Origin of the sequence: Afipia birgiae 34632 (assembly GCF_000308295.2) — a bacterium.
GTDB classification, from domain to species: domain Bacteria; phylum Pseudomonadota; class Alphaproteobacteria; order Rhizobiales; family Xanthobacteraceae; genus Afipia; species Afipia birgiae.
Genome location: NZ_HG326652.1, coordinates 1861545 through 1886537, shown reverse-complemented (window position 1 = coordinate 1886537; position 24993 = coordinate 1861545). Strand labels below are relative to the sequence as shown.

The following is a 24993-nucleotide window of genomic DNA, read 5'->3' as shown; positions in this document are numbered from 1 at the left end:
GTCATCACAGACGATGCTGCCGCGATCCGCCGTGCCGATATCTGGCTGCAGGATCTATGGGCGGGGCGCGAGAGTATTGCGTTTTCACTCGGGATGAAGGCATTGCCGCTGACGCCGGGCGATGTGGTCGGCGTGACGATCAATGCGCGGCGGCGGCTGTTCGAGATTTCCGAGCTCGTGGACACGACTTCGCGGCAGATCAAGGCGCGGAGTATCGATCCCGAGGTGTTCTCGGTGCCGCTGTTTGTGCCGCGCGTGAAGCCACCCGTCATTCCGCCGGCGCTGGGGCCGGTGCAGGCGCTGGTGCTCGATCTGCCGAGCATCGATTCATCCGAGCCGCCGGTGCTGACGCGGCTGGCGATCTTCGCCGATCCCTGGCCGGGTTCGGTGACGGTGTGGCGTTCGACCGACGGTTTGAGCTTCGAGAAGGCGGCGACAGCGTTCGTGCCATCGGTGATCGGTGAAACGCTCGATGCGCTTCCGGCTGGCCCAACAAGTTGCTGGGATCGCGGCGGCGAGGTGCATGTGGCGCTTTACGGCGGCGCGCTGGCGTCAGTCACTGAGGCGCGGGTGCTCGATGGCGCGAATGCCGCCGCGGTGCTCAATACAGCGGGGACATGGGAAATCCTGCAGTTCGCCAATGCTGAACTGGCCGGAGACAAGACCTACAAGCTGTCGCGGTTGCTGCGGGGGCAGGCGGGCAGCGAGTATGCCGTCGCCGATCCGCTGCCCGCGGGGTCGCCGTTCGTACTGCTCGACGACTATGTGGTGACGATTGCGCGCGGTCTTGGCGCGCTTGATCGTGCCATCGATCTACGCATCGTTGCAACCGGCCGCAGCCACGACGATCCTTCGGCTTTGGCCATGACTGTAACGCCGCAGCCCACGGCGCTGATGCCATTGTCGCCTGTCTACGTCAAAGCGGTGCGCGCAGGCGATGGCATTCATGTGTCGTGGATCCGGCGCACCCGCCGCGACGGCGACAACTGGGGCGTCGAGGTGCCGCTCGGAGAAGACGCCGAGGCTTACACGCTGGATATTCTTTCCGGCGCGTCCGTGGTGCGGAGCATTTCGTCCTCTGCGCCGTCGGCGCTTTACGCCGCTGCCGACGAACGCGCCGACTTCGGCGCGCCGCAATCAAGTCTGCATGGCCGCGTGTCGCAAATGTCGAGCACGGTCGGGCGCGGGCATCCAACCGAATTCACTCTCACACTCTGAGCAATCATGACAGACACAGTCCATCTCGGGTTGCCTTTCATCGAAGGCAGCCAGGCGCAGAAGCATGTCACGCACAATGAGGCACTACGGATTCTGGACGCCGTGGTGCAGATCGGCGTGCTCGACACCGATCGTACCACGCCGCCGCTCGCACCTGCGGGCGGCGACCGCCATATCGTGGCGAGCGGCGCGACCGGTGCATGGTCTGGACAAGCGGACGCAGTCGCCGTCTTTGAAGACGGCACATGGCGCTTTCTGACCCCGAAGCTCGGCTGGTGTGCGTGGTCGGACGCCGACGGTGCGTTGCTCGTCTATGACGGTGCGGCGTGGACCGAGGCCACCGGCAGCGGCGCCATGCCGGGCAGTGTCGCGCAACTCGGTATCAACGATACTGCCAGCGCTCCGAACCTGCTCACGGTGAGGTCGAACGCGGCGCTGTTCAATGCTGTCGCCGTCGCCGGCGGAGGCACCGGCGATATCCGTCTGCAAATCTCCAAAGAGGCCAGCGCGAAAACCGCGTCGTTGGTGTTCTCGGATGCATTTTCGGGCCGCGCAGAATTCGGTCTGATCGGCTCCGACGCTTTCAAGCTCAAGGTCTCGAACGACGGATCTACGTTTGTCGAAGCGCTGGCGATCGACCAGAGTTCGGGCAATGCCACGTTTCCGCGTGGCCTTGCGCTGACCGGTGTGATTTCTCCGTCGCAGATTACGTCGAACCAGAACGACTACACTCCAACCGGCATTGCATTTGCGTCCGTGGTCAATCTCTCGTCCGATGCCTTGCGCAGCGTATCGGGACTGGCGGGCGGGGCGGAGGGCCGCATCATCACGCTCATCAATACAGGCAGCCAGATCGTCTCGCTGCTGAGTGAGAGTGCGTCATCGATGGCCGCCAATCGCTTTGCGCTCGGGAGCGATCTTGCCATTGGCGCGAAGCAGGCGGTGATCCTGCGCTACGATGGCACGGCGTCTCGCTGGTATGCGGTCGCGCGGCCGGGTGGCCGGGAAGTGCTCACCGCGAACCGCACCTATTATGTGCGCACGGACGGCAACGACAGCAACGACGGACTTACCAATACCTCTGGTGGGGCCTTTCTGACGATTCAAAGGGCGATCAATGTCGCCGCCGGGCTGGATCTGTCGATTTACAGCATCACGATTCAGGTCGCCGACGGCACATATACCGGCGGCGCCATCGTCAATGCGCCCTGGATTGGTGCCGGGGATGTGACACTTCAGGGCAATGTCTCGACGCCGGCCAATGTGGTGATCTCGACGACCGGCGTGCACTGCATTTCCGTTCAGAATAATGGCCGCTTGAGAGTCGGAGGCGTCAAATTCCAAACCATGACCTTCGGTATCGCGCTCGCGGCCACGTCCGGAGGCAAGATCGATATTGTTTCGCCGGTCAACTTCGGCGCCTGCGCGACGTTTCACATGAACGCGGATGGCGGCGGCAAGATCCTGTGTTCATCGAATTACACGATTTCCGGAAACACCCCCGCTCATGCGGTGGCGATTTCTTTTGGATATTTCTACGTTGCAGGAAATACCATCACCATTACGGGGTCGCCTTCACTGGGTACGTTCGCGCAGTCCACCCGCACGGGTTACATGGAATGGATCAGCAATACATTTTCGGGATCAGCGACAGGCGCGCGCTATAGCACCGCGACCGGCGGGGCCATCTTCGTCAATGGCGGGGGAACGAGCTATCTGCCCGGCAATTCCGCCGGCTCGGTGACGTCGCCCGGGTGGTATGGGTGAGTTCGATGTCCGCGGCTTGGCCGGTGCGAGGCTCACACCACTGCCGAAAAAGGCCTTAAGCAGCGGGAGCCGGGAACGCGATGGCGTGTACATCAACGCCGTGTTTCGCCGGATCTGATTCCATAAACAACGTCCACTGATCGTTACAGCCCGCCCCTGGCGGGCTGTTTTCATTTGGAGAACTGACATGACACTCGCATCACTGCGTGATCGCCTTTCCGCGCCTGTGGAGTGGGCCGCCAGCCAGGTCGCGGCTCGGCCCAAGGCCACGCTGATTACCTGGATTACGTCGCTCGCACTCACCGCGTGGGTGTTCTGAAATGGCGACGGAGTCTTACAATGTCGCGCTCACGCGGCTGCTGAAGGACGAGGGCGGTTACACCGATCATCCGTCCGATCCCGGTGGGCCGACCAATTTCGGCATCACGCTTGCTGACGCGCGGCGCTACTGGAAGGGCAACGCTACCGCGGACGACGTGTGTGCCTTGCCGCAAACCGTCGCGCGGAAGATCTATCGCGAGCGTTACTGGAACGCGCTGCGCTGTGACGAACTGCCGGCCGGTGTCGACTACGCGGTGTTCGACTATGGGGTGAACTCCGGCGTCGGCCGTGCGGGGAAGGTGCTGCGACGGGTGTTGAAGCTGTCCGATCGCACCAGCATCGTGAGCGATAAGGTCATCGCAGCAGCGGGAGAACGCGCCGCGAGCGATCTTGTCATCGCGATCTGCGCGGAGCGCATCGGGTTTCTGCGCGGCTTGAAAACATTTCCGGTGTTTGGGCGCGGCTGGACCGCTCGTGTCAACGGCGTGCGCGCCGCGGCGCTGGCGATGGCGCAGAGCCGTCCGCTTGCGCCGGTCGCGAGTGCGCCCGCCGAGGCATCGCCAGGCAAGGCTGTCGTGCCTGTGAAAATTCCGGCGGGGCCGGCGTCCGCCGGCGCGGTGATCGCCGCGGGCGCGGCGAGTGCGGCGGCGACCTCGCGGCTTGAAGTGGTTGCGATGGTTGCTGGGGCAGCGGCGGTGACCGCGCTGGCGATCTTTCTCATCTGGCGCTGGCGGCACCGCGCGCATCAGGAAGCGGCGGTGATGCCGCCTGTGGAAGGGACATCCAATGGATTGGGGTAACATTGCAAGGCAGGTGATCGGGCTCGGCGCACCGATTCTCGGGACCGCGCTGGGCGGTCCGCTCGGTGCTGCTGCGGGACGCATTCTCGCCGAGGTCGTCGGCGCGTCCGACGCAACGCCGGAGGCGGTCGGCAAGGCTCTGACGACGAGCAGTGCGGATCAGATCGCGCAGGCAGAGAATACATGGGCCGAAGCCATTCGCGCCGAAGCGGAGGCCGCGCGTGGTTCGGTCGCCGAGACGCAGGCGACGATCCGCGCGGAACTCGGCAGCGAGGATTTACTTCAACGGCTCTGGCGTCCGCTTTACGCGCTGGAACTGACTTTGGAATGCGCCGCCCTCTGGGCTGTCCTGGTCCACGAATTCTGGACCGGCGACATGACGGCGATCAACGCCCTGATCGGCGCGACGGGCCTTCTGGTCAGCTATTGGGGGTTCCGATTCGGCGTGTTAGGCGTCTACATGAGCGGCCGGACCCGTGAAAAGGTCTGCGCCGCCACCGGCCAGAATGACCCCGGCGTCTTCGGCAAGCTGGTCAAGGCGGTGGTGAAGAGGAAGTGAGTATGGAGAAAAAGTAATCTCCGGCGCGGCTTTGTTCATGAGGCATTCACTGCTGCGCCGTTCATCTAGGTTATCTTGAACCTGCCATTCGGAGGTGACGTTGCGCCTTCTCGTTGTTGAAGACGATCCCGATCTCAACCGCCAGCTCACGACGGCTTTGTCCGATGCGGGCTATGTCGTTGACCGCGCATTCGATGGCGAGGAGGGGCACTTCCTCGGTGATAGCGAGCCTTACGATGCGGTGGTGCTGGACATCGGCCTGCCCAAGATGGACGGCATTTCGGTGCTGGAAGCGTGGCGTCGCAACAAGCGCACCATGCCGGTGCTGATCCTCACAGCGCGCGACCGCTGGAGTGACAAGGTACAGGGCTTCGATGCCGGCGCCGACGATTATGTCGCCAAGCCGTTCCACCTTGAGGAAGTGCTGGCGCGGATCCGCGCGCTGCTGCGGAGAACTGCGGGTCACGCCCAGTCCGAACTGACCTGCGGGCCGGTGATGCTGGATACCCGCACCAACCGCGTCAGCGTCAACGGCAATCCCATCAAGATGACGTCGCACGAGTATCGGCTGCTGGCCTATCTGATGCATCATTCCGGCCGCGTGGTGTCGCGCACCGAGCTGGTCGAGCATCTGTACGATCAGGACTTCGACCGCGACAGCAACACCATCGAGGTGTTCGTCGGGCGCATCCGCAAGAAGCTCGACGTCGATATCATCCAGACCGTGCGCGGCCTCGGCTATCTGCTGACGCCGCCGCCCGCAACCAATGCGCATTAGAATATGATAAGTTCAGGTGGAGCGGAATGCTTCCACCGTCATTGCGAGCGGAGCGAAGCAATCCAGAGCAACGCAAATGACTGGATTGCTTCGTCGCAAGTGCTCCTCGCAATGACGCGTGATTGGACGCGCGCTACGCACGGGGAGAATTTTTGACCCGCCGCACGAAATCTCTCGCGACACGGCTGTTTCTGTCCGCGACGGCCTGGGTGGTGCTGATCCTCGTCATCACCGGCATTGTGCTGTCGACGGTCTACAGGCGCTCGACCGAGCGCGCCTTCGACCGCCGGCTCAATTTCTATCTCCGCACATTGATCGCCGAAGCGGCGCAACCTGACGATCCGAACGACAAAAGCGACAAGTCCGAAAGATCCGTGCAGTCGCTCGGCGAGCCGCTGTTCGAACTGCCGTTGTCGGGCTGGTACTGGCGCATGGCGCGCACCGACGGCGACAAGCCGGAAGTGCGTGCATCGCGCTCGCTGTGGGATGCCTCGCTGCCGAAGCTCGAAGATCAGGGCGTCGAACTCGATCAGTCCGGCGTGCGGCTCGGCTATGTCACCGGCCCGGAAAACCAGCATCTGCGCATGGTGGAGCGGCCGGTTGATCTTGGTACCGAGGGAAAATATCTCGCCACCGTCGCAGGTGACGCCACTGAAATCTCCGAGGAAACCTGGGCCTTCAATAGCTATCTGGCGCTGACGTTCGCGGCGCTGACGGTCGGCCTGCTGCTGACCACGATCTTTCAGGTGCGGTTCGGTCTGGCGCCGCTGAAGCGGATTTCCAACTCGCTGGCCGCCATCCGCTCGGGGCAGGCGGAGCGGCTGGAGGGTGAGTTTCCGGAGGAGATCGCGCCGCTGGCGCGCGAAACCAACGCGCTGCTTGATGCGAACCGGGCCATCGTCGAGCGCTCGCGCACCCATGTCGGCAATCTCGCACACGCGATCAAGACGCCGCTCTCCGTCATCGTCAACGAGGCCGGAGCCAATCGCGGCGATCCGTTTGCGGCCAAGGTTCTGGAACAGACCGACATCATGCGCGATCAGGTCGCGCATCATCTGGAGCGTGCTCGCATCGCCGCGCGTGTGACCACCATCGGCACCATCACCGAGGTCGCGCCGGTGATCGAGGCGCTGGCGCGGACGATGGAGAAGATCCACCGCGACCGGGATATCCTCATCGACGCGGAAATCAACGACGGCGCGAAGTTTCGCGGCGAGCGGCAGGACCTTGAGGAGATGGCCGGCAATCTCGTCGACAATGCCTGCAAGTGGGCGGGTCAGCGGGTGTTCATCGAAGTATTGATAGAGCGTTCGGCGGCGAATGCGCTCGATCCGATCCTGCGCATCATTGTCGATGACGACGGCCCGGGTCTGTCACCCACGGAGCGAACCCAGGTGGCCCGCCGCGGCCAGCGTCTGGACGAGACCAAGCCGGGTTCCGGCCTCGGCCTGTCCATCGTCACCGATCTGGCCCAGCTTTACGGCGGCAGTTTCACGCTCGGGGCGGCTCCGATCGGCGGTCTGCGCGCGGAACTGGTGCTGCCGGGGGTGTGATCGCCGCCGCTCTGTCGCCCCATTCGTCCGTTCCAAAGCGCCCGCCGATAGAAATTGATGGGGAAAAACGCTGAAATCTCGCGCCTGTTAACAGTGGGGATAATTACCCATGTGGGACGAATCGGGTACTCCACCCCTAGTGGGATCACTGCTCGCGACCTACCAGACCAGCGTGCAAAAACTTGATCCGTTTGACTGATTCCGGAGTGGTCCAGATGTCACGAGTTCCCAAAATGCACAAAAATGGGACCTGCTGAACCAAATTGGTCGTTGCACGTTTGTTTCCTGTGAGTTAGACACTCAAAGGTTGCGAATAGCCACTTGACTCCCTGATTCGGCTTCTATAAAAGCCGCGCCTTTTTGAATTGAGTCGCTATTATGAAAGTCGGTGTCATGTCTAAATTTGACGAGCTAGCGCGGGTTTTGTTCGAGGGCGATGTCGTCGCCACCGACTTTAAAACCATGCCCGGCACCGGAGCCGATCTTTCTAGAGACCAAATGGCAAAATCCCTTTTGGAATCAATGAAACGAGTCGGTTTAGTTCGGGATGGCAAGCTGGTAAGCCCCGAATAAAATTTAGTATCAGGCAGTATACAACCTGTACGTTTGTCGCCTATGACGTTTCTATGTCAAAGGCTGATTTTGTTCGATCTTTGCAGTTTGAAAGTAAGGCGCTTAGTCCCTTTGATATCTCTCAAAGGCTAAGGCAGCTTCATGGCTGTGTATCGGTATGTCAGTTAGACCCAGATCTGTCGTCAGCCGAATATCGCGGCTATATGGTCCGATATCGAGAAAAGCGGGATAGGTCTCCAGAGAACCCCGAGCTGTATGTCTGCGTCGTATCTGCGGACCAGTCGATCGCTTGGCAACAACTCACCTGGGCCAAGGAGATATTGCAAATCTTAGATCGCCCCGAACATCGCACCGGCAATAGGACAGCGCTTGGGGCGATGATGGATGTGCGTAAAGTGCGCACTCCAAATGGCAACGGAACGCCATTGAATGTAATGGCAGATAAAAACGGTCTAACCTTAGCGCTCGGTAGTCGAATTCCACAGGTCTATCGCAACAGCTTGCGTGGTACCCGCACGCGGCCCTCCAATGATGCACTTGAAGCGATGCTTCTGGTTCCCAAAGAACTAATCGATTGGCTTCTATCCGACGAGTTCGAAAGACAGTTCGAACAAGCGCTCGTTGAATGTAACGATTGAACGGGCAGCTTGATGCTACAGCGCTACCGTATGCTCTGATTCTCAGGGCACTCTAGATGGGGCGCGCTTTGGTGGGCCATCAAGCCGATCTGGCTTAAATAATTGAATGTCCTAATTCCGCGCCTCTAGGCCTTGGACACCGGCCGCGGTACGGCCTGCCGCAATCTGGACGGCGGTGGGCTAGGGCCCGAAGCCGTAATCCACCCCCAAATCCCTGTTTCTCAACGCGAAATTAACGACGTCCCGGCTATCACACCCGGTGGACACCTGCCGGTGCCACCGAAGGTGAGCGTTTGGGCGCATGAGCCAATCGTCGATCGAGCGATTGAGAGAGTATCTCGGGCAGCTTCCGCCGAAGGCGCAAGCGTTGCTGATGCGCGAGTTCGAGCGTGCGATCGAGCGCGGCGAGGACGTGACCGTCGCCAATTTCGTGCTCGAGCAACTGCGCATGATCGTCCGCTCCTCGAGCGATGATATGACCCCGCGCGCCGACGACCCGATGCGGCGGGTGTTCCGTCCGCTCGAGCCGTTTCTGGTCGAGAATGTTGCCCATATCCGGCCCGGCCAGATCCGGCGGTCGTCGTTGGCTCCGATCTGGATGTGGCTCGGACACGAGGGCAACCCCGACGCCGTTCGTGCCTTCGAAGCTGCGCTGGAGCAGGGCGCGACACCGGACATCAACGCAGCGGTCCGCGCCATGCAGATCGCCGCTTCCGACGCCATTGCCAATGTGACCGGCGCTCTCTCCAGCGGAGAGCGCCAGCGCACGCTTGGCCGTCTCGGCGCGCCGAGCGTGGTAGAGGATATTGCGCCGATCGGTGCCGTCCTCGCCGCCAGCGACGTGCTCGACAAGCTCAGCGCCAAGCTGCCCGGCCAGATCCGGGTATTTGCGGACTCCCACGTCGCCTCGGCGATGTCCGCGCTGAATCTCCCGGCGCTGCAGACCCCGCAAGTGCTGCCGTTCGCCGTCTCGCTGGTGCTGCAGCGGCTGGCGGCGCCCTGGCAGATCGTCCGCCTCGGCATTGCGGTCGCGGCCTCCGACGACGAAATCCGTGTTGCCAGCACGCCGTTCGGTGCCACCGTGACGATGGCGATCCACGACCTGTCGCGCGTCGCCTCCGAACTGCGCAACGACATCAAGCGCGGCCAGTTCCAGGACACCTCCAATCATCTCAAAACACTGCATGACGGCGTTCGCGGTCTGCGGACCGAACTCGACATCCGCTCGGATTCGGCATGGGGCAGGCAACTCGCCGCGATCCGCGCCGAGATTTCCAACTCGCTGCAATCGGAAATCGACAGCGTGCCCGGCCGTGTGCGCCGGCTGCTGCGGCAGGGGCCGGACAAGGATGTGACCACGGCGAACCGGATCGATCCGGTGGACGTCGAGGAGACCGCGGCGCTGATCGACTTCGTCGCCGTGTGTCGCAACTATGCCAGCGAACTTGCGATCAACGAGGTGTCGCTGCGCGCCCACACCGAGCTGCAGCACTACGTCGAGAAGGCCACCGAGACCCTGGTGGAGTCCCTGCGCACCCATGACGAGAAGGTTCGCGCCTTCCGCATGATGCAGATGAAGGTCGCGATCCGGTTCTGCGAGGTGATGTATGGCCCGGATTACGCATCGCTGATGAGCAAGGCCGCCGAGATGACGCGGCCGGGCGAGCGCAAGGCGGCTGAGCCGGTAAAGCCCGCCAAGCAGCCGCGTGCCGGTTGATCTGGCGCAACACCGCCCGGCGGTTGTGCGGCATTAATCCCCCCACACATCAATTCCCGCCGAAAGGCCGAACTTCGGCCAGTGTGGAATAAGGCGAACTTCGGATTCAGGACACTGGAAACGCATTGAATCCGTGACAGAAATGTCAATTGCGCCCTTCCGCCAGCCATGGTGTAACCCGGCCGGAATGACTGCCTGTAGTGGTTCTAGTGATCCGATTCTGACATTCGCGCCCTGTTTCAGCAGGCATCATCGCGAATGTCAGAATCAAAGGACCACTAGCAAGTATAAGTCTCGTGGAGTTTTGGATTTGACATTCGCCTTACGGACCAGCCGCCAAGTGGTGGGCGAATGCCAAATCCACTCCATGAGTTTCGCCGGGAACCCCATGGAATGACGCTTTGGTTCGTGTTCGCTCTGATGACAGCCGCCGCGGTATTTGCCGTGCTGTGGCCGCTTGGGCGCGGCAATACCTCGGCGCGCGAGGGCAGCGAGACGGTGGTCTACAAGGACCAACTGGCCGAAGTTCAGCGCGATGCGGCTGCCGGCATGATCGGTGCCAACGAGGCGCAAGCCGCGCGCGTCGAAATCAGCCGCCGGCTGCTCGCAGCCTCGGACGCTGAGGCGGCCGCATCCTTGCCGTCGAGCCTCTGGTTCCGCCGCGCCGTCGCCCTGATCGCGCTTGCCGGTCTGCCGCTGGTTGCCATCGGGCTCTACGCGTCATTCGGCTCCCCATCGCTAGGCGACTTTCCGCTGGCAGAGCGCAGCCGTGCGGCGGTCGCGACCGCATCGATGGACAAGCTGGTGGCGCAGGTCGAATCCCATCTCGAGAAGAACCCGACCGACGGGCGCGGCTGGGAAGTTCTCGCGCCGGTTCTGGCGCGGATCGGCCGCTACGACGACGCGGCACGGGCCTGGCGCAACTCCATCACCTATAACGGCGAGAGCGCATCGCGCCGCGCCGATCTCGGCGAGGCTATCGCGGCGTCGAGTGGCGGCGTGGTGACTGCCGAAGCCAAGGCCGAATTCGATCGCGCCATCGCACTCGATCCTACCGAAGTGAAGGCGCGTTATTTCGCCGGTGTCGCCGCCGAACAGGATGGCCGCAAGGATGACGCCGCGAAGATCTGGCGCGCGATGCTGGCGTCGGCGCCGCAGGACGCGCCGTGGCGTCCGCTGATACAGGAAGCGCTGATGCGCGTCGGCGTCGTCGCGCCCAAGCTTTCCGATGACACCATTGCCGCCGCCAAGGACATGTCGGAGGGCGATCGCAATACCATGATCCGCGGCATGGTGGATCGTCTCGCCACGCGGCTGAAGGACAACGGCAACGATGTCGAGGGCTGGTTGCGTCTGGTGCGGGCCTATATGGTTCTCGGCGAACGCGACAAGGCGCAGGCTGCGCTCGCCGATGCGCGGCAGGCCGTCGGCAACGACGCGGCGCGGCTGCAAATTCTCAACGACGGGCTCAAAAGCCTTGGACTGGATGGATAATGCGAGTTTCATCCTTCACCTCATTGCGAGCGGAGCGAAGCAATCCGGTCTTGATCCAGCAAGAGCTGGATTGCTTCGTCGCAAGCGCTCCTCGCATACAAACTACGTGCCGGATGAGAGGCGACCCATGACACGCAAGCAGCGGCGATTGACATTGATCGGAGGCTCGCTCGCGGTGCTGGCGGTTGCGGCTGCGCTCGTCCTCAACGCGTTGCGCGACTCCATCCTGTTCTTCTCGACGCCGACCATGGCCGCCGAAAAGCACATTCAGCCCGGCCAGCGCTTCCGCCTCGGCGGAATGGTGCGCGAAGGATCGCTGGTGCGCGGCGAGCAGCTTAAAGTGAAGTTTGATGTCACCGATGGAAACTCAACCTTGCCAGTGACTTATCAGGGCATTCTTCCAGACCTGTTTCGCGAGGGGCAGGGCATCGTTTCCGAGGGTGCGCTCGATGCGCAGGGCGTGTTCAAGGCCGACACGGTTCTTGCAAAGCACGATGAGAACTACATGCCCAAGAACGTTGCCGAGGAACTGAAGAAGACCGGCCACTGGAAGGATGACTACGACAGGAAGCCGCAAAAGGCTCCGAGTGTGCAGGGAGCCGCCAAGTGATCGCCGAGGCAGGACATTACGCACTGGTTCTGGCTCTGGTTCTGGCTCTGATCCAGTCGGTGGTTCCAGTGATCGGTGCGCGCCTGCGCGATCCGGCGCTGATGAATGTCGCGCGCTCCACCGCGCTGACACAGTTCGCATTCACCGCCGTGTCATTCACCGCACTGACCTGGCTTCATGTGACATCGGATTTCTCGGTTACGAACGTGTTCGAGAATTCCCATTCCCTGAAGCCGATGATCTACAAACTCACCGGCGTATGGGGAAACCACGAAGGCTCGATGCTGTTGTGGGTCCTGATCCTGGCGCTGTTCGGCGCGCTGGTGGCGGCGTTCGGCAATAATCTGCCGCGCTCGCTGCGGGCTCATGTGCTGGCGGTGCAGGCGTGGGTCGGCACAGCGTTCTATCTGTTCATCCTCGCCACATCGAACCCGTTCGCGCGGATCGCCAATCCGCCGATGGAGGGACGCGATCTCAATCCGATCCTGCAGGACATCGGCCTCGCGATCCATCCGCCGATGCTCTATCTCGGGTATGTCGGTTTCTCGATCTCGTTTTCGTTCGCCGTAGCGGCACTGCTCGAAGGCCGCATCGATGCGGCCTGGGCGCGGTGGGTGCGACCATGGACGCTGACGGCGTGGATTTTTCTGACGCTCGGCATCGCGATGGGCTCGTACTGGGCCTATTACGAGCTCGGCTGGGGCGGCTGGTGGTTCTGGGACCCGGTGGAGAACGCCTCGCTGATGCCGTGGCTCGCCGGTACTGCGCTGCTGCATTCCGCCGTGGTGATGGAGAAGCGCGACGCGCTGAAGGTCTGGACCGTTCTGCTTGCGATCCTGACGTTCTCGCTGTCGCTGCTCGGCACCTTCCTGGTGCGTTCGGGCGTGCTGACCTCGGTGCATACCTTCGCCAGCGATCCGTCGCGGGGCGTGTTCATTCTGATGATCTTGTGTCTGTTCATCGGTGGCAGCCTCAGCCTCTATGCGTGGCGGGCGACGACGCTGAAGCAGGGCGGGTTGTTCGCCCCGATCTCGCGCGAGGGCGCGCTGGTGCTGAACAACCTGTTGCTGACGACCGCCTGCGCGACCGTCTTCGTCGGCACGCTGTATCCGCTGGCGCTTGAGGTTCTTACAGGCGACAAGATTTCCGTCGGTGCGCCGTTCTTCAATCTGACGTTTGCACCGTTGTTCCTGCCGCTGATGATCGCGGTGCCGTTCGGTCCGCTACTGGCGTGGAAGCGCGGCGACATCGTCGGCGCGTCGCAGCGCCTGACCGCGGCCGGCATCGTTGCGCTGGTGACGATGGCGGTGCTGTGGGCCTGGACCAAGGGCGGCGGCGCGTTCGCACCGCTGATGATCGGCATCGCGGTGTTCGTTGTGATCGGAGCGATGACCGACATCGTGGAGCGCACGCAACTGTTCCGCGCACCGCTGACGACCTCACTTCATCGTGCGCGCGGCCTGCCGCGTTCGACGTGGGGCTCGGCGTTTGCTCACGCGGGGCTTGGCATTGCGCTGATCGGAATTGTCTGTGAGACGACGTGGAATTCGGAGAGCATCGCATCGATGAATCCGAAGGATGTCGTCACTGTCGGCGGCTATCAGGTGCGCCTCGATGATGTGACGCAACAGCAGGGCCCCAATTACCGCGAGGCGATTTCGCATTTCACGGTGATGCTGGACGGCAAGACCATCGGCATCCTTTCGCCGTCGAAGCGCGACTTCGCGACGCGCAACATGTCGACCACCGAGGCTGCGCTGCTGACGCGGGGCGCGAGCCAGGTTTACATCTCTCTCGGTGATGCTCATGCCGACGGATCGATCGCGGTGCGGATCTATCACAAGCCGATGGTGCTGCTGATCTGGTTCGGTCCGGTGCTGATGGCGTTCGGCGGGCTGCTGTCGCTGACCGACCGGCGGTTGCGCGTCGGCGCGCCGAAACCGGCAAAGGCGGGCAAGAAGGCCGGCGCGTTGCAGGCGGCAGAGTAGCTGCGATGAAGCGCATTCTGGCGGCCTTGTTCGCGATCATGCTGACGGTAATGCCGTCGGCGCTTTACGCCGTGCAGCCCGACGAGATCATGGCCGATCCGGCGCAGGAGGCGCGGGCGCGTAACCTGTCGCGCGAATTGCGCTGCATGGTTTGTCAGAACCAATCCATCGACGATTCCGATGCGCCGCTGGCGCGCGATCTGCGTCTGCTGGTACGCGAGCGGATCGCGGCAGGCAGTACCGACCAGCAGGTGATGGACTTTCTCGTCGCGCGCTACGGCAAGTTCGTGCTGCTGAAGCCGCCGGTCGGGCGTGACACGCTGATCCTATGGCTGCTGCCGCCACTGGTTCTGGCTGGAGGCGGCGTTGCGCTGTGGTTCTACAATCGCCGCCGCAATCGTGCGGCCGCTAATGAGGAGGGTGCGTCATTCCAACTCACCCCCGAGGAAGAGGCGCGGCTGGAAAAGCTGATCGCCGCTCAGGAATCGCCGGAAAAGCCGGTTTAACGCGCGTTTTGGACCGGTTCCGGGGCGGCATTCCCCGCGGCCTCGTTTGCGGGGGTCCAGCCCAAGGCCAGTAATTTTGCAGGATTGACAACAAGCGGGCGTCCAATGCGGTCCCACGCATCGCTGTGCCCGGTCGAACGGCACAGGATCTCGATCAACCGTTCAGGCACATTTAGCAATCCGGCCCGGCGACCAATTTGGGCCCGCATTTGAGAGATCAACGCGCCAAGCGTCACCGGCTCCGGGTCGGCGACAACGTAGGTCGTGTTCAGCGCGTTCTCGCTTCGCAGCACTGTAAGCACGGCCGAATTGAAATTGTTTACGGTCAGGACGGAACGCTTGGTCCGCAGTGCGCCGAATGGCAACGGAGCGCGCAGCGCGGCGATACGGTGCAGGGTGGCGATGTTTCCCTTCGCTCCGGCTCCAAGCGTCACGACGGGGCGCAGGATCGTGTACGGCGCGCCGGTAGACGCCAGCGCCCTTTCCGCCGCCAACTTCGCGCGTCCGTAGGTCGTAGTCGGGCGCGGTTCTGAGAGCTCAGTTTGAACGTCATTGGAAAAGGGGCCGACCTGAGCCGCGATGGACGAAATAAAGATGAACCGAGAAACACCGGCAGCTTTTGCATCCGCCGCGAGTGCCGCCGTCCACCGATGGTTGACTCTGTCGATTTCATCTTCGCTGTAATCGCCGTGCGCGAGGGCAGCCAAATGAACGACCGCATGAACACCGTCAAAGTTTGGCGGTGCTGATCGCGTTGAACGGATCACGTGGTAGCCCGCAGTGGCCAGGAAGGGCGCAAGATGCGACCCTAAGAAACCTTCAGCTCCGGTGACCAGTACCCTCATACTTCCCCCCTCACGGTGGGTTTAATAAGGCCCCCAATTTTTGTATGCCCTGCAATATTCCCCGCTTGGAACCGCTAGACAAGGCGCTGAAAACACCAGCGTTTTTGCTTTTTCCGATCATGTTACGAGAAAACTGCAAGGTTACAAAACATTAATTCCCCCGTCAGAGCGCGGTAAGGCCGCGTGCCCCATCTTCCGGAGCACAGGTGCACACATGCACCGCGAGATTCGCACCCCGTTTTCGCCGTTCTCCTGGAGATTGTTCATGACCGACCACCCCACCGATCTTTCCAAACTCCCATCCTACGTCGCTCCCCGCCGTTCCATTTTCTCCGCACGCAAGTTCGCGCTGATGGCGTCGGTGGTGGCTGGTCTGGGTGTTGCCGCCTATGGCTTCAGCCCGTCGAACAACTTCGATGTGCTCACGACGACCGCGCACGCGCAGGTCAACAAGGAAGTCCGTCAGGTTCAGCAACCGATCGGCTTTGCCGACATCGTTGAACGCGTGAAGCCGTCGGTGATTTCGGTGCGCGTCAAGATGGCCGAGAAGGCAGCCACCGGTGAGGCGAGCCCGGAAGATAATCCGTTCCCGCCGAACTCGCCGATGGAGCGCTTCTTCCGCCGCTTCGGTGGTCCGGATGGATTCCCCGGCCCCGGTGGCCGTGGTGGACGTGGTGGACGCGGCGGTGGTCAGATGACCGGCCAGGGCTCGGGCTTCTTCATTTCGGCTGACGGCTTTGCCGTGACCAACAATCACGTCGTCGACGGCGCCGACAAGGTTGAAGTGACGACCGACGACGGCAAGGTCCACACCGCGAAGGTGATCGGTACCGATCCGCGCACCGACCTCGCCTTGATCAAGGTCGATGGCGTCAACAATCTTCCGTACGCCAAGCTCTCCGACAGTCAGCCGCGCATCGGCGACTGGGTGCTCGCGGTCGGCAACCCGTTCGGCCTCGGTGGCACTGTCACCGCGGGCATCGTCTCAGCGCGTGGCCGCGACATCGGCAACGGACCTTATGACGATTTCATCCAGATCGACGCGCCCGTGAACAAGGGCAACTCCGGTGGCCCGACCTTTGACACCACGGGCGACGTGATGGGCGTCAACACGGCGATCTACTCGCCGTCGGGCGGCAGCGTCGGCATTGCCTTCGCGATCCCGGCCTCCACGGTGAAGAGCGTCGTCCAGCAGTTGAAGGACAAGGGTACGGTCAGCCGCGGCTGGATCGGCGTCCAGATCCAGCAGGTGACGCCTGAGATCGCCGACAGCCTCGGCCTGAAGAAGCCCGAAGGCGCGCTCGTTGCGGAGCCTCAGGTCAACGGTCCGGCTGCCAAGGCCGGCGTTGAATCGGGAGACGTGATTACGCGCGTCAACGACCAGCCGGTGAAGGATGCGCGCGAACTCGCCCGCACCATCGGCAGCATGGCGCCGGGTCAGACCGTCAAGCTGGTCGTGGTCCACAAGGGTCAGGACAAGATCCTGAACATGACGCTCGGCGAGTTGCCGAACGCCAAGGCTGCGAAGGCCGATACCGACCAGAAGGACAGCGGCAAGGCGGGCCGAGGCAACGTGACGGTGCCGAACCTCGGTCTGACACTGGCTCCGGCGAACAGCGTTGCCGGCGCGGGCAAGGAAGGCGTGGTCGTGACCGACGTCGATCCGAACAGTCCGTCGGCAGAACGTGGCTTCAAGGAAGGCGATGTCATCCTCGAAGTCGCCGGCAAGCTGGTGAGCAATCCGGCCGAAGTTCGCGACGCGATCGCCACTGCGCGTAACGAGAACAAGAACAGCGTTCTGGTTCGCGTGAAATCCGGAGACTCGTCGCGCTTCGTCGCGATGCCGGTCGCCAAGGGCTGATCAAGGGCTAAACATCCGCGCAAGCGGGTGAGGAATGGGGAGTTGTCGCCGGCATAGTAGCCCCCGCCGACGGCTCCTTCCCGGGGGCGGGCCAAAAGCCCGTCCCTTGAATCCAGGCATGATGCTGCCTTTTTGCATCATGCAGAGATGCTTTCGGTGGAAAACGCCCCCCTCCGTCGAAAGCGGCGCGATCGCACTCCAGTCGGTCGTGCAGTGCGGGCGGTGAAGTCCCCCAGCTTCGCCGCCCGTTTTTATGCAAGGGGCTGGCGGCCGCAGGCACGTCATTCGCTGCCTTGCATGAGGACGATCATCGCGCCATGGTGACACAAAGCTCCGCTGCTCAGATCCAGACCGAATCACAGATGCGACTGCTCATCGTTGAAGACGACCGCGAGTCGGCTGACTATCTCGTGAAGGCGTTTCGCGAGGTCGGTCATGTTGCCGACCATGCAAGCGACGGCGAGGAAGGTCTCGCGCTCGCCGAGTCCGGCGAGTACGACGTGCTTGTGATCGACCGTATGCTGCCCAAGCGCGACGGGCTGTCGATCATCGGCACCCTGCGCGGCAAGGGCAACCATACACCTGCATTGATCCTGTCTGCGCTGGGCCAGGTTGACGACCGCATCAAGGGTTTGCGTGCGGGCGGCGACGATTACCTGCCGAAGCCTTATTCATTTGCCGAGTTGCTGGCGCGCGTCGAGGTGCTGTCTCGCCGTCACGGCGGTCCGTCCGAGGAGACGACCTATCGCGTCGGTGATCTTGAACTCGATCGGCTCTCGCATCAGGTCAAGCGCGGCGCCGCCGAGATTACGCTGCAGCCGCGTGAATTCCGGTTGCTGGAATACTTGATGAAACATGCGGGGCAGGTGGTCACCCGTACCATGCTGCTCGAAAACGTGTGGGACTATCATTTCGATCCGCAGACCAACGTGATTGACGTGCATATCTCGCGGCTGCGCTCCAAGATCGACAAGGGCCAGGACAAGCCGCTGCTGCACACCATTCGTGGTGCCGGATACATGATCCGTGACGGCATTCGGTAAGCTGATACGAACGACGGCGTTTCGGCTGACGCTGGTCTATCTGCTGCTGTTTGCGCTGTTCGCGGCGTCGCTGCTGGGCTATTTCGCCTGGAATACACGGCGCATGATCACCGAGCAGATCACCGACACCGTCAATTCCGAGCTGAGTGAACTTTCCGAGCAATATACAAAGGGCGGCCTGCGCGGACTTGTCGCCGCGGTCGAGGGCCGCGCGCTGCGTCCGGGGGCCAATCTCTATCTCGTCACCACGCCGCAGGGGCAGGGCGTCGCCGGCAACGTGTCGTCGCTTGAGCCCGGCGTGATGGATCATCCCGGCTGGGCCGAGACCTTCTACAAGCGGCTCGAAGAAACCGACACCAAGAACCATTACGCGCTGGTGAAGGTGTCGCAACTCTCCGGCGGTTTCCGGATTCTGGTCGGCCGTGACCTCGAGGAGCGGCGGCGGCTGTTCGGGATTGTCGCCAAGGCGGCGCAATGGTCGGTGCTGATCGTGGTCGTGCTGGGTCTGGGTGGCGGGGTGTTCGTCGCGCGTCGCGTGCTGCGCCGGATCGACGCCATGACCGGCACCACGCAGCGGATCATGGCGGGTGACCTGTCCGAGCGATTGCCGGTGGGGCGGAGCGGCGACGAGATCGACCGGCTCGCGGAAAATCTCAACGCCATGCTGGAGCGCATCGAGGCGCTGATGGTTGGCCTCAAGGAGGTCTCCGACAACATCGCCCACGATCTCAAGACGCCGCTCACGCGGCTTCGCAACCGCGCCGAGGAGGCGCTGGCGAAGGCCGGCAACGAGGGCGAGTACCGCGCGGCGCTGGAGCGGACCATCGACGAGTCGGACGGCCTGATCCGGACCTTCAATGCGCTGCTCATGATCGCGCGCGCCGAATCCGGTCAGGCCCGCGACAACATGATCGTCTTCGATGCCGCGGAAGTGGCTCATGGCATCCATGAACTTTATGAGCCGCTGGCCGAGGACAAGGGCCTGACCCTCGACGTCGCGGCCGACGCCGCGACAATCCATGGGAACCGCGAGTTGATCAGCCAGGCGCTGGCCAATCTGGTCGAGAACGCCATCAAATATGGCCAGCCAGCTGGCGCGCCCGCAGGGAAGGACCCCGTTGGCTCCGGTGCCGCCGCAAGAAACCCCGATATTCTGATCGAGGCGCACCGGGAAGGGGACAATGTTCTTCTCAGTGTCACAGACCACGGGCCTGGTATTCCAGAGGCCGACCGGCAGCGCGCGGTCGAACGGTTTGTCCGGCTGGAGGCCAGCCGTACCCAGCCCGGATCCGGGCTCGGTTTGAGTCTGGCATCGGCAGTCGCGACGTTGCATGGTGGCGACCTGCGACTCGCGGACGGCCAGCCGGGGCTGCGCGTGACGCTTGTGATCCCGAGCCGGGGCGTGGAACAGAAGACCGTATGAGTTCACCCGAGATGGGCGGTGCGGACCGACCCACCCTGGCGGCCCGTTTCGTGGCCGGACCGAAACTGTTCGCGCCTGAACAAGCCGGACGGCGGCTCGCAGAGTGGCTGGGCGATGTCTCGCCCGAGGCCGCGAGCGCGCTCAAGGCCATATCCGGCTCTCTCCCGCAGGCAAAGACAATCCTCGAAGGCATCGCGGAAGCGTCGCCCTATCTGTTCGACCTGATGCGGGCGGACGCGGGGCGCGTCGTGCGCCTGCTGCAATCCGATCCCGACGATCACCTCGCTGCACTGATCGCCAAGACGGAGGTCGATGTTGCTGCCGCGCCGGGCGAAGCCGAGGTCATGACCGCGCTGCGCCGGATGAAATCCGAAGCCGCACTGTTGATCGCGCTGTGCGATATCGGCGGTGTCTGGCCGGTGATGCGGGTGACCCGGGCGCTGACCGACATCGCCGTGACCTCCGTTCAGTGCGCCATTCGCTTCCTGCTCAAGCAGGAGGCCGCACGCGGACGGCTGCTTCCACCCGATGCAGAGCATCCGGAGGTCGGCAGCGGCCTTGTCGTGCTGGCGATGGGCAAGATGGGCGCGGGCGAGCTGAATTACTCCAGCGACATCGATCTGATCGTGTTCTACGAGCTGGAGGCGCCTACGCTGGCCGACGAAGGTCGAGCCGTCGCCGTTCTTCGTCAAGGTCGCGCAGGGCCTGTCGCGTCTTCTCCAGTCGCGCACCGCCGACGGATACGTGTTCCGTGTCGATCTCCGGTTGCGGCCCGATCCCGCGTCAACGCCGGCGGCGATCTCCATCGCGGCGGCGCTGCACTATTACGAGCGCGAGGGCCGCACCTGGGAACGCGCGGCGATGATCAAGGCGCTGCCCTGCGCGGGCGACCTGAAAGCCGGCGATGCGCTGTTGGCGGAGATCGCGCCGTTCGTCTGGCGTAAGCATCTGGATTTCGCCGCACTGGCCGATGTCCACGACATGAAGCGGCAGATGCAGACGTTCCGCGGCCAGAACGAGATTTCCGTCGAAGGCCATAACGTCAAGGTTGGACGCGGCGGTATTCGCGAGATCGAATTCTTCGCCCAGACCCAGCAGTTGATCGCGGGCGGGCGGCATCCCGAATTGCGTGTGCGCCCGACGCTCGAGGCGCTCAATATTCTGGCCAACAGCAACTGGATCACGTTCGAAGCCCGCGAGGAACTGACGGCGGCTTACGAATTCCTGCGCCGGGTCGAGCATCGCCTGCAAATGGTCGCCGACGAACAGACGCACAGCCTGCCGACGGAGGCCGAGGCGGTTGAACGCTTCGCGCGCTTCTTCGGATATGACGACCGCGCTGCGTTCGCCGGGGATCTGCTTGCGCATCTTAACCGTGTGCAGAACCACTACAGCCGCTTGTTCGAAGGCGATCCCGCCGGCACCGAGAAATTGCCGGACGTGGACTACAGCGCGGGGCCTGACGACAAGCGGTTGCTCGAATATCTGCTCACGCTGGGCTTCAAGAAGCCGAAGATGGTGGCGGAGACCGTCCAGCGCTGGCTGAGCGGCGAGTATCGCGTGTTCCGGGTGGACGCGACGCGGCAGGCGTTCAATGAGTTCGTACCCGACCTGATGCGGGGTCTGTCGCGCGCCGAGGAGCCGGACGATGCCGTGATGGCGTTCGACCGCTTCCTTCAGGCGCTGCAGCGGGGCGGGCGGCTGATCTCGCTGCTGAGCCAGAACAAGGATCTGGTGGCGCTGGTCGCGCTCGTGCTCGGCGCGGCGCCGCGCCTGAGCGACATGCTGGCGCGAAAGCCGCAGATCATGGACGGCTTGATCGATCCCCGCTTCTTCGGTGCGATGCCGGATCAGAGCGAACTGTCTGCGCGCCTTGCGGCGACCCTGTCCGATGCGAATTCGTACGAGGAGTTTCTGGATCGGCTGCGGCTGTTCGGGCAGGAGAGCCTGTTCCTGATCGGCACGCGCATCCTTTCCGGCACGGTGTCGGCACAGCATGCAAGCGTGGCGTTCGCCGATGTGGCGGAGGGCATCGCGCACACCGTGAATGGTCTGGTGATGGACCAGTTCGCGGAACAGCACGGACGGATCAAGGATCAGGAAACCGCCATCGTGGCGATGGGCAAGCTTGGCAGCCGTGAGATGACAGCGTCGTCCGATCTCGACCTGATCCTGATCTATGACTTCGACCACGAAGCTCCGGACTCGGACGGGGCGCGACCTCTGCAGGGCTCGCAGTATTTCGCGCGGCTCACGCAACGTCTCATCAGCGCCTTCACGACGCGAACCAATTACGGCGTGCTGTACGAAGTCGACATGCGGCTGCGGCCATCGGGGCGGGCCGGGCCGCTGGCGTCGCGGATCGACTCTTTTTCCGAGTATCAGGAGCACGAAGCCTGGACCTGGGAGCACATGGCGCTGACGCGCGCCCGTGTCATTTCAGCATCGCCCGCTTTTCAGGCCAAGATCGAGGCCGTTATCCGCGATGTTCTGACGCGCAAGCGAGAGACCGGCATTATTGCCAACGACGTTCTGGAAATGCGCCGCGCCATCGCTGAGGAAAAGGGCGAGAGCGACATCTGGGATCTGAAGAATGCCGCCGGTGGCATGGTCGATATCGAATTCATCGCGCAGTACTTGCAACTGATCCACGCGGCGGACAAACCGGGCATTCTCGATGTCAGCACGGTGCAGGTGCTGGATAATGCCGCGCGGCTTGGGGTGCTGTCGCAGTCCGATGCCGATATTTTGCGTGCGGCGTCACGGCTCTATCATGATCTGACCCAGATCATTCGTCTGTGCGTGATCGCGAAGTTCAAGCCGGAAACAGCTGGGGAGGATCTTCTGCGAGTGCTGACGCGGGCTGGCGACGCGCCGGATTTTTCGTCCCTTGAGGCGCGCGTGCGGGAGACACAGAGCGACGTGCGCGAGGTTTTCCTGAGGCTGCTTGAAGGGATGTCTCGGCAATAATGCTGGGGGCGGGCTGTTCGCGGTGTCCGCACGGCAGCATCACGCAGACGATGGTTCCGACGCCAAGCCTTGAGCGCAGCTTCATCGATCCACCGTGAAGGCTGGCGAGGGACTTGGCGATGGCGAGCCCGAGGCCTGAACCATGGTAGCTCTTGGTGAGCTGGCTTTCGACCTGCTCGAACGGGCGTCCGAGTTTCGCCAGTGACTGCGGCGCAATGCCGATGCCACTGTCCGCGATGGTGAGTATGATCGATCCGTTCCGCATTCGGCTGCGCACCGTGACCTTACCGCCGTCGGGCGTGAACTTCACAGCATTCGACAGCAGGTTGACCGCGATCTGCTTCATGGCGCGGCGGTCGGCGACGATCGGGATCGCGCCGCGGATGTCCGCGTTCAACGTCAGGTTTTTGTTCTCGGCGCGGCCGGAAACGACGCGCAGGGATTCGGTGAGGGTTTGGGCGAGATCGAGCGGCTCGTAATCGAGCTTCATGCGTCCGGCTTCGATCTTCGACATGTCGAGGATGTCGTTGATGACGTCCAGCAGGTAGTTTCCGCTGGTCATGATGTCGTGGCAGTACTCCTGATATTTCTCGGAGCCCAGCGCGCCGAACATGCCACTGCCCATCACTTCCGAGAAGCCGATGATGGCGTTTAGCGGGGTGCGCAACTCGTGGCTCATGTTGGCGAGGAATTTCGACTTGGTCTGGTTGGCTTCCTCGGCGCGGTTCTTCTCATCGGCATATTTCTGCGCGAGTTCGGCCAGCAGTTGCGCCTGTCGCTCCAGTTCGGCCTGTGAGCGCTTGAGGTCGATCACGTTGGCGGTGAGGCGCATGTCGTTCTCGATCAGCTTCTGCTCATGCAGCTTGATCTGGGTAATGTCGGTACCGACCGACACGTAGCCGCCGTCCTTGGTGCGGCGCTCGCTGATGTTGAGCCAGCTTCCGTCTTCCAGCTGGGCTTCGAAGGTGCGGGCGCCCGGGGCGACCGAGTTGGGCAGCCGGGTACGGATTTCCGGCATGCTGCCGACTTCGATGACGGTTTCGTAGGAGGTGCCTTGCTTGACGGCGGAGTCGGGGAGCTTGTGCAGGCGCTTGAAGTGCGAGTTGCAGAGGACCAGGCGGTTGTCGGCGTCCCAGAGTACGAAGGCTTCCGGGATGGTCTCGATGGCGTCGCGCAGCCGCAGGTCGGCCTCGACGGTTCGCTCTGCAAGACTCTTCTGTTCGGTGATGTCCACCGCGATGCCGATCAGGTGGCTGCCGCCGCCGTTCTGGCCCTGGCTCAGTTCGCAGCGGACCCGCAGCCAGATCCAGTGCCCGTTGGCGTGGCGCATCCGGAATGTCTGGTCGATATGATCGAGGTTGCCGGAGACGAGCTGATCGGCGATGTGGAACAGGTCGATGTCGTCGGATTTCACCAGCGCGTTGACCTCGCCAAAGGTCAGCAGGTCGCTGCGGCTTTCCAGTCCGAGCAGTTCGAACATCGACTGCGACCAGAAAATCCGGCCACGTGACAGATCCCAGTCCCACAGGCCGCAACGGCCGCGGTTGAGCGCCGTGTCGATCCGCGAGCGAACCGCGTCGTTGATGAGGTCGCCCTCGCGAGCACGGGTCGATTGCCAGTGAAACGCGAATCCAAGGATCAGCACCACGAAGCCGGTGGTCGCCGAGAGCGTGATTTGCAACGCCGCGTCGGAGCGCCAGGGCGATTCGACCTGCTCCTGAACGATGATGACCTGGCCGGGCAGCGATTTCACAATACGCTGGGTGGCAAGGGCGCGGGGGCCGCCTGGAAGTTCGACCTCGATCACATTGGTCTGGCCGAGAGCGCTGAGCTTCGAGGTGGCGCTGAGCACGTCAAGGATGCGTCCCGTATTTTCGGCAGGAGTATCGATGGGGACGCGCGCGATGATGCGCTGTTCGGGGCTGGTCACGATGATATGGCGGCCGGCGGCGGTGCCCCACGAGGGGACCAAGCCGGGCAACAGGCTCTGAAGCCGCTCGGCCGACGCCGCGCGATCCTGACGAACAGGGCCCGCGCGGTCGAGACGTTCTGCCAGCAGATCAGCCAGCGCTGAGAGGTCACGCTTGATGGACGCGCGCTTCTGCCGGGTCTGGTCGACGACCTGGACGAATGCACCGATGCAGATCGTGATGAGGAACGCGATGATCAGGGTGGGAACAGCGCGTCGCAACGCAGGCTCCGCAATCAGCAGCCGGTGATATGCCGGCTTCGCGATCGACTGTGCCAATCCCTTGATAGAATCGGATTGGACACACGTTGTCGCTGCGTGCGAACGCGCCATTCCTTCGCCCCTCGAATTTTCTTGTCT

Annotated in this window: 19 protein-coding genes and 2 pseudogenes; 19 read left to right on the top strand and 2 right to left on the bottom strand. The window is 62.8% G+C overall.

What is annotated here, in order from left to right; genetic code table 11:
• The 14 genes from BN32_RS27660 to BN32_RS08905 form a co-directional block, all read left to right on the top strand.
• The coding region (locus BN32_RS27660) for a GTA baseplate fiber-binding domain-containing protein (protein ID WP_040425594.1) at positions 1–1218 on the top strand (1218 nt) is incomplete at its 5' end.
• A 6-nt stretch (positions 1219–1224) separates the two neighbouring features.
• Positions 1225–2985, top strand: a complete 1761-nt coding sequence (locus BN32_RS08960) for a DUF2793 domain-containing protein (protein ID WP_019197825.1) — start codon at positions 1225–1227, stop codon at positions 2983–2985.
• A gap of 187 nt (positions 2986–3172) precedes the next feature.
• Positions 3173–3304, top strand: coding sequence for a hypothetical protein (locus tag BN32_RS28060; RefSeq protein WP_019197823.1), 132 nt, complete (start codon positions 3173–3175; stop codon positions 3302–3304).
• A gap of 1 nt (position 3305) precedes the next feature.
• Positions 3306–4106: a glycoside hydrolase family 108 protein gene (locus tag BN32_RS08955; protein WP_019197822.1), complete on the top strand. Its 801-nt coding sequence runs from the start codon at positions 3306–3308 to the stop codon at positions 4104–4106.
• Positions 4093–4665 (top strand): 3TM-type holin, encoded by a 573-nt coding sequence (locus tag BN32_RS08950; RefSeq protein WP_019197821.1) that lies wholly within the window; start codon positions 4093–4095, stop codon positions 4663–4665. Before BN32_RS08955 ends, BN32_RS08950 begins: the two co-directional genes overlap by 14 nt.
• Before the next feature lie 100 nt (positions 4666–4765).
• Entirely contained in the window at positions 4766–5443 is a 678-nt protein-coding gene (locus BN32_RS08945) for a response regulator transcription factor (protein WP_040426185.1), read from the top strand.
• Positions 5444–5595: 152 nt separating this feature from the next.
• Positions 5596–6996 carry a sensor histidine kinase gene (locus BN32_RS08940; protein WP_019197819.1) on the top strand — a complete coding sequence of 467 codons (1401 nt, stop codon included), beginning with the start codon at positions 5596–5598 and terminating at the stop codon, positions 6994–6996.
• Between the two features lie 378 nt (positions 6997–7374).
• The gene (locus tag BN32_RS08935) at positions 7375–7569 is read left to right on the top strand and encodes a hypothetical protein (protein WP_019197818.1); all 195 of its coding nucleotides are present in this window, start codon (positions 7375–7377) and stop codon (positions 7567–7569) included.
• Between the two features lie 53 nt (positions 7570–7622).
• Complete coding sequence (locus tag BN32_RS08930; protein ID WP_156946958.1) at positions 7623–8207, top strand: hypothetical protein; 585 nt, start codon at positions 7623–7625, stop codon at positions 8205–8207.
• Between the two features lie 301 nt (positions 8208–8508).
• Complete coding sequence (locus BN32_RS08925; protein WP_019197816.1) at positions 8509–9924, top strand: hypothetical protein; 1416 nt, start codon at positions 8509–8511, stop codon at positions 9922–9924.
• 393 nt (positions 9925–10317) lie between these two features.
• Positions 10318–11418, top strand: a complete 1101-nt coding sequence (gene ccmI / locus BN32_RS08920) for a c-type cytochrome biogenesis protein CcmI (RefSeq protein ID WP_019197815.1) — start codon at positions 10318–10320, stop codon at positions 11416–11418.
• A gap of 127 nt (positions 11419–11545) precedes the next feature.
• Positions 11546–12028, top strand: coding sequence for a cytochrome c maturation protein CcmE (gene ccmE / locus BN32_RS08915; protein ID WP_019197814.1), 483 nt, complete (start codon positions 11546–11548; stop codon positions 12026–12028).
• Positions 12025–14016 (top strand): heme lyase CcmF/NrfE family subunit, encoded by a 1992-nt coding sequence (locus tag BN32_RS08910; protein WP_019197813.1) that lies wholly within the window; start codon positions 12025–12027, stop codon positions 14014–14016. Before ccmE ends, BN32_RS08910 begins: the two co-directional genes overlap by 4 nt.
• Before the next feature lie 5 nt (positions 14017–14021).
• Entirely contained in the window at positions 14022–14522 is a 501-nt protein-coding gene (locus tag BN32_RS08905; protein ID WP_019197812.1) for a cytochrome c-type biogenesis protein, read from the top strand.
• Here the strand turns inward: BN32_RS08905 and BN32_RS08900 are convergent.
• Positions 14519–15367: an NAD-dependent epimerase/dehydratase family protein gene (locus BN32_RS08900; protein WP_040425593.1), complete on the bottom strand. Its 849-nt coding sequence runs from the start codon at positions 15365–15367 to the stop codon at positions 14519–14521. The two genes, BN32_RS08905 and BN32_RS08900, sit on opposite strands and share 4 nt — an antisense overlap.
• A 265-nt stretch (positions 15368–15632) precedes the next feature.
• On the opposite strand from BN32_RS08900, the gene BN32_RS08895 reads away from it, so the two are divergent.
• The 5 genes and pseudogenes from BN32_RS08895 to BN32_RS26120 all read left to right on the top strand — a co-directional run.
• The gene (locus BN32_RS08895) at positions 15633–17228 is read left to right on the top strand and encodes a Do family serine endopeptidase (RefSeq protein WP_019197810.1); all 1596 of its coding nucleotides are present in this window, start codon (positions 15633–15635) and stop codon (positions 17226–17228) included.
• A gap of 317 nt (positions 17229–17545) precedes the next feature.
• A complete protein-coding gene (locus BN32_RS08890) occupies positions 17546–18271 on the top strand; it encodes a response regulator transcription factor (RefSeq protein ID WP_019197809.1) in 726 nt (241 codons plus the stop codon).
• On the top strand, positions 18255–19694 hold the full coding sequence (locus tag BN32_RS08885) for a sensor histidine kinase (RefSeq protein ID WP_019197808.1): 1440 nt from the start codon (positions 18255–18257) through the stop codon (positions 19692–19694). The genes BN32_RS08890 and BN32_RS08885 overlap by 17 nt, the downstream gene beginning before the upstream one ends.
• A pseudogene (locus BN32_RS28130) lies at positions 19691–20287 on the top strand (bifunctional [glutamine synthetase] adenylyltransferase/[glutamine synthetase]-adenylyl-L-tyrosine phosphorylase); the annotation flags it as partial. The gene BN32_RS08885 and the pseudogene BN32_RS28130, both read left to right, overlap by 4 nt.
• 112 nt (positions 20288–20399) lie before the next feature.
• Positions 20400–22589 (top strand): annotated as a pseudogene (locus tag BN32_RS26120) (bifunctional [glutamine synthetase] adenylyltransferase/[glutamine synthetase]-adenylyl-L-tyrosine phosphorylase); the annotation flags it as partial.
• Here BN32_RS26120 and BN32_RS08865 read toward each other — a convergent pair.
• Positions 22510–24966 carry a sensor histidine kinase gene (locus BN32_RS08865; protein ID WP_019197805.1) on the bottom strand — a complete coding sequence of 819 codons (2457 nt, stop codon included), beginning with the start codon at positions 24964–24966 and terminating at the stop codon, positions 22510–22512. The pseudogene BN32_RS26120 and the gene BN32_RS08865 sit on opposite strands and share 80 nt — an antisense overlap.
• Positions 24967–24993: the final 27 nt, after the last annotated feature.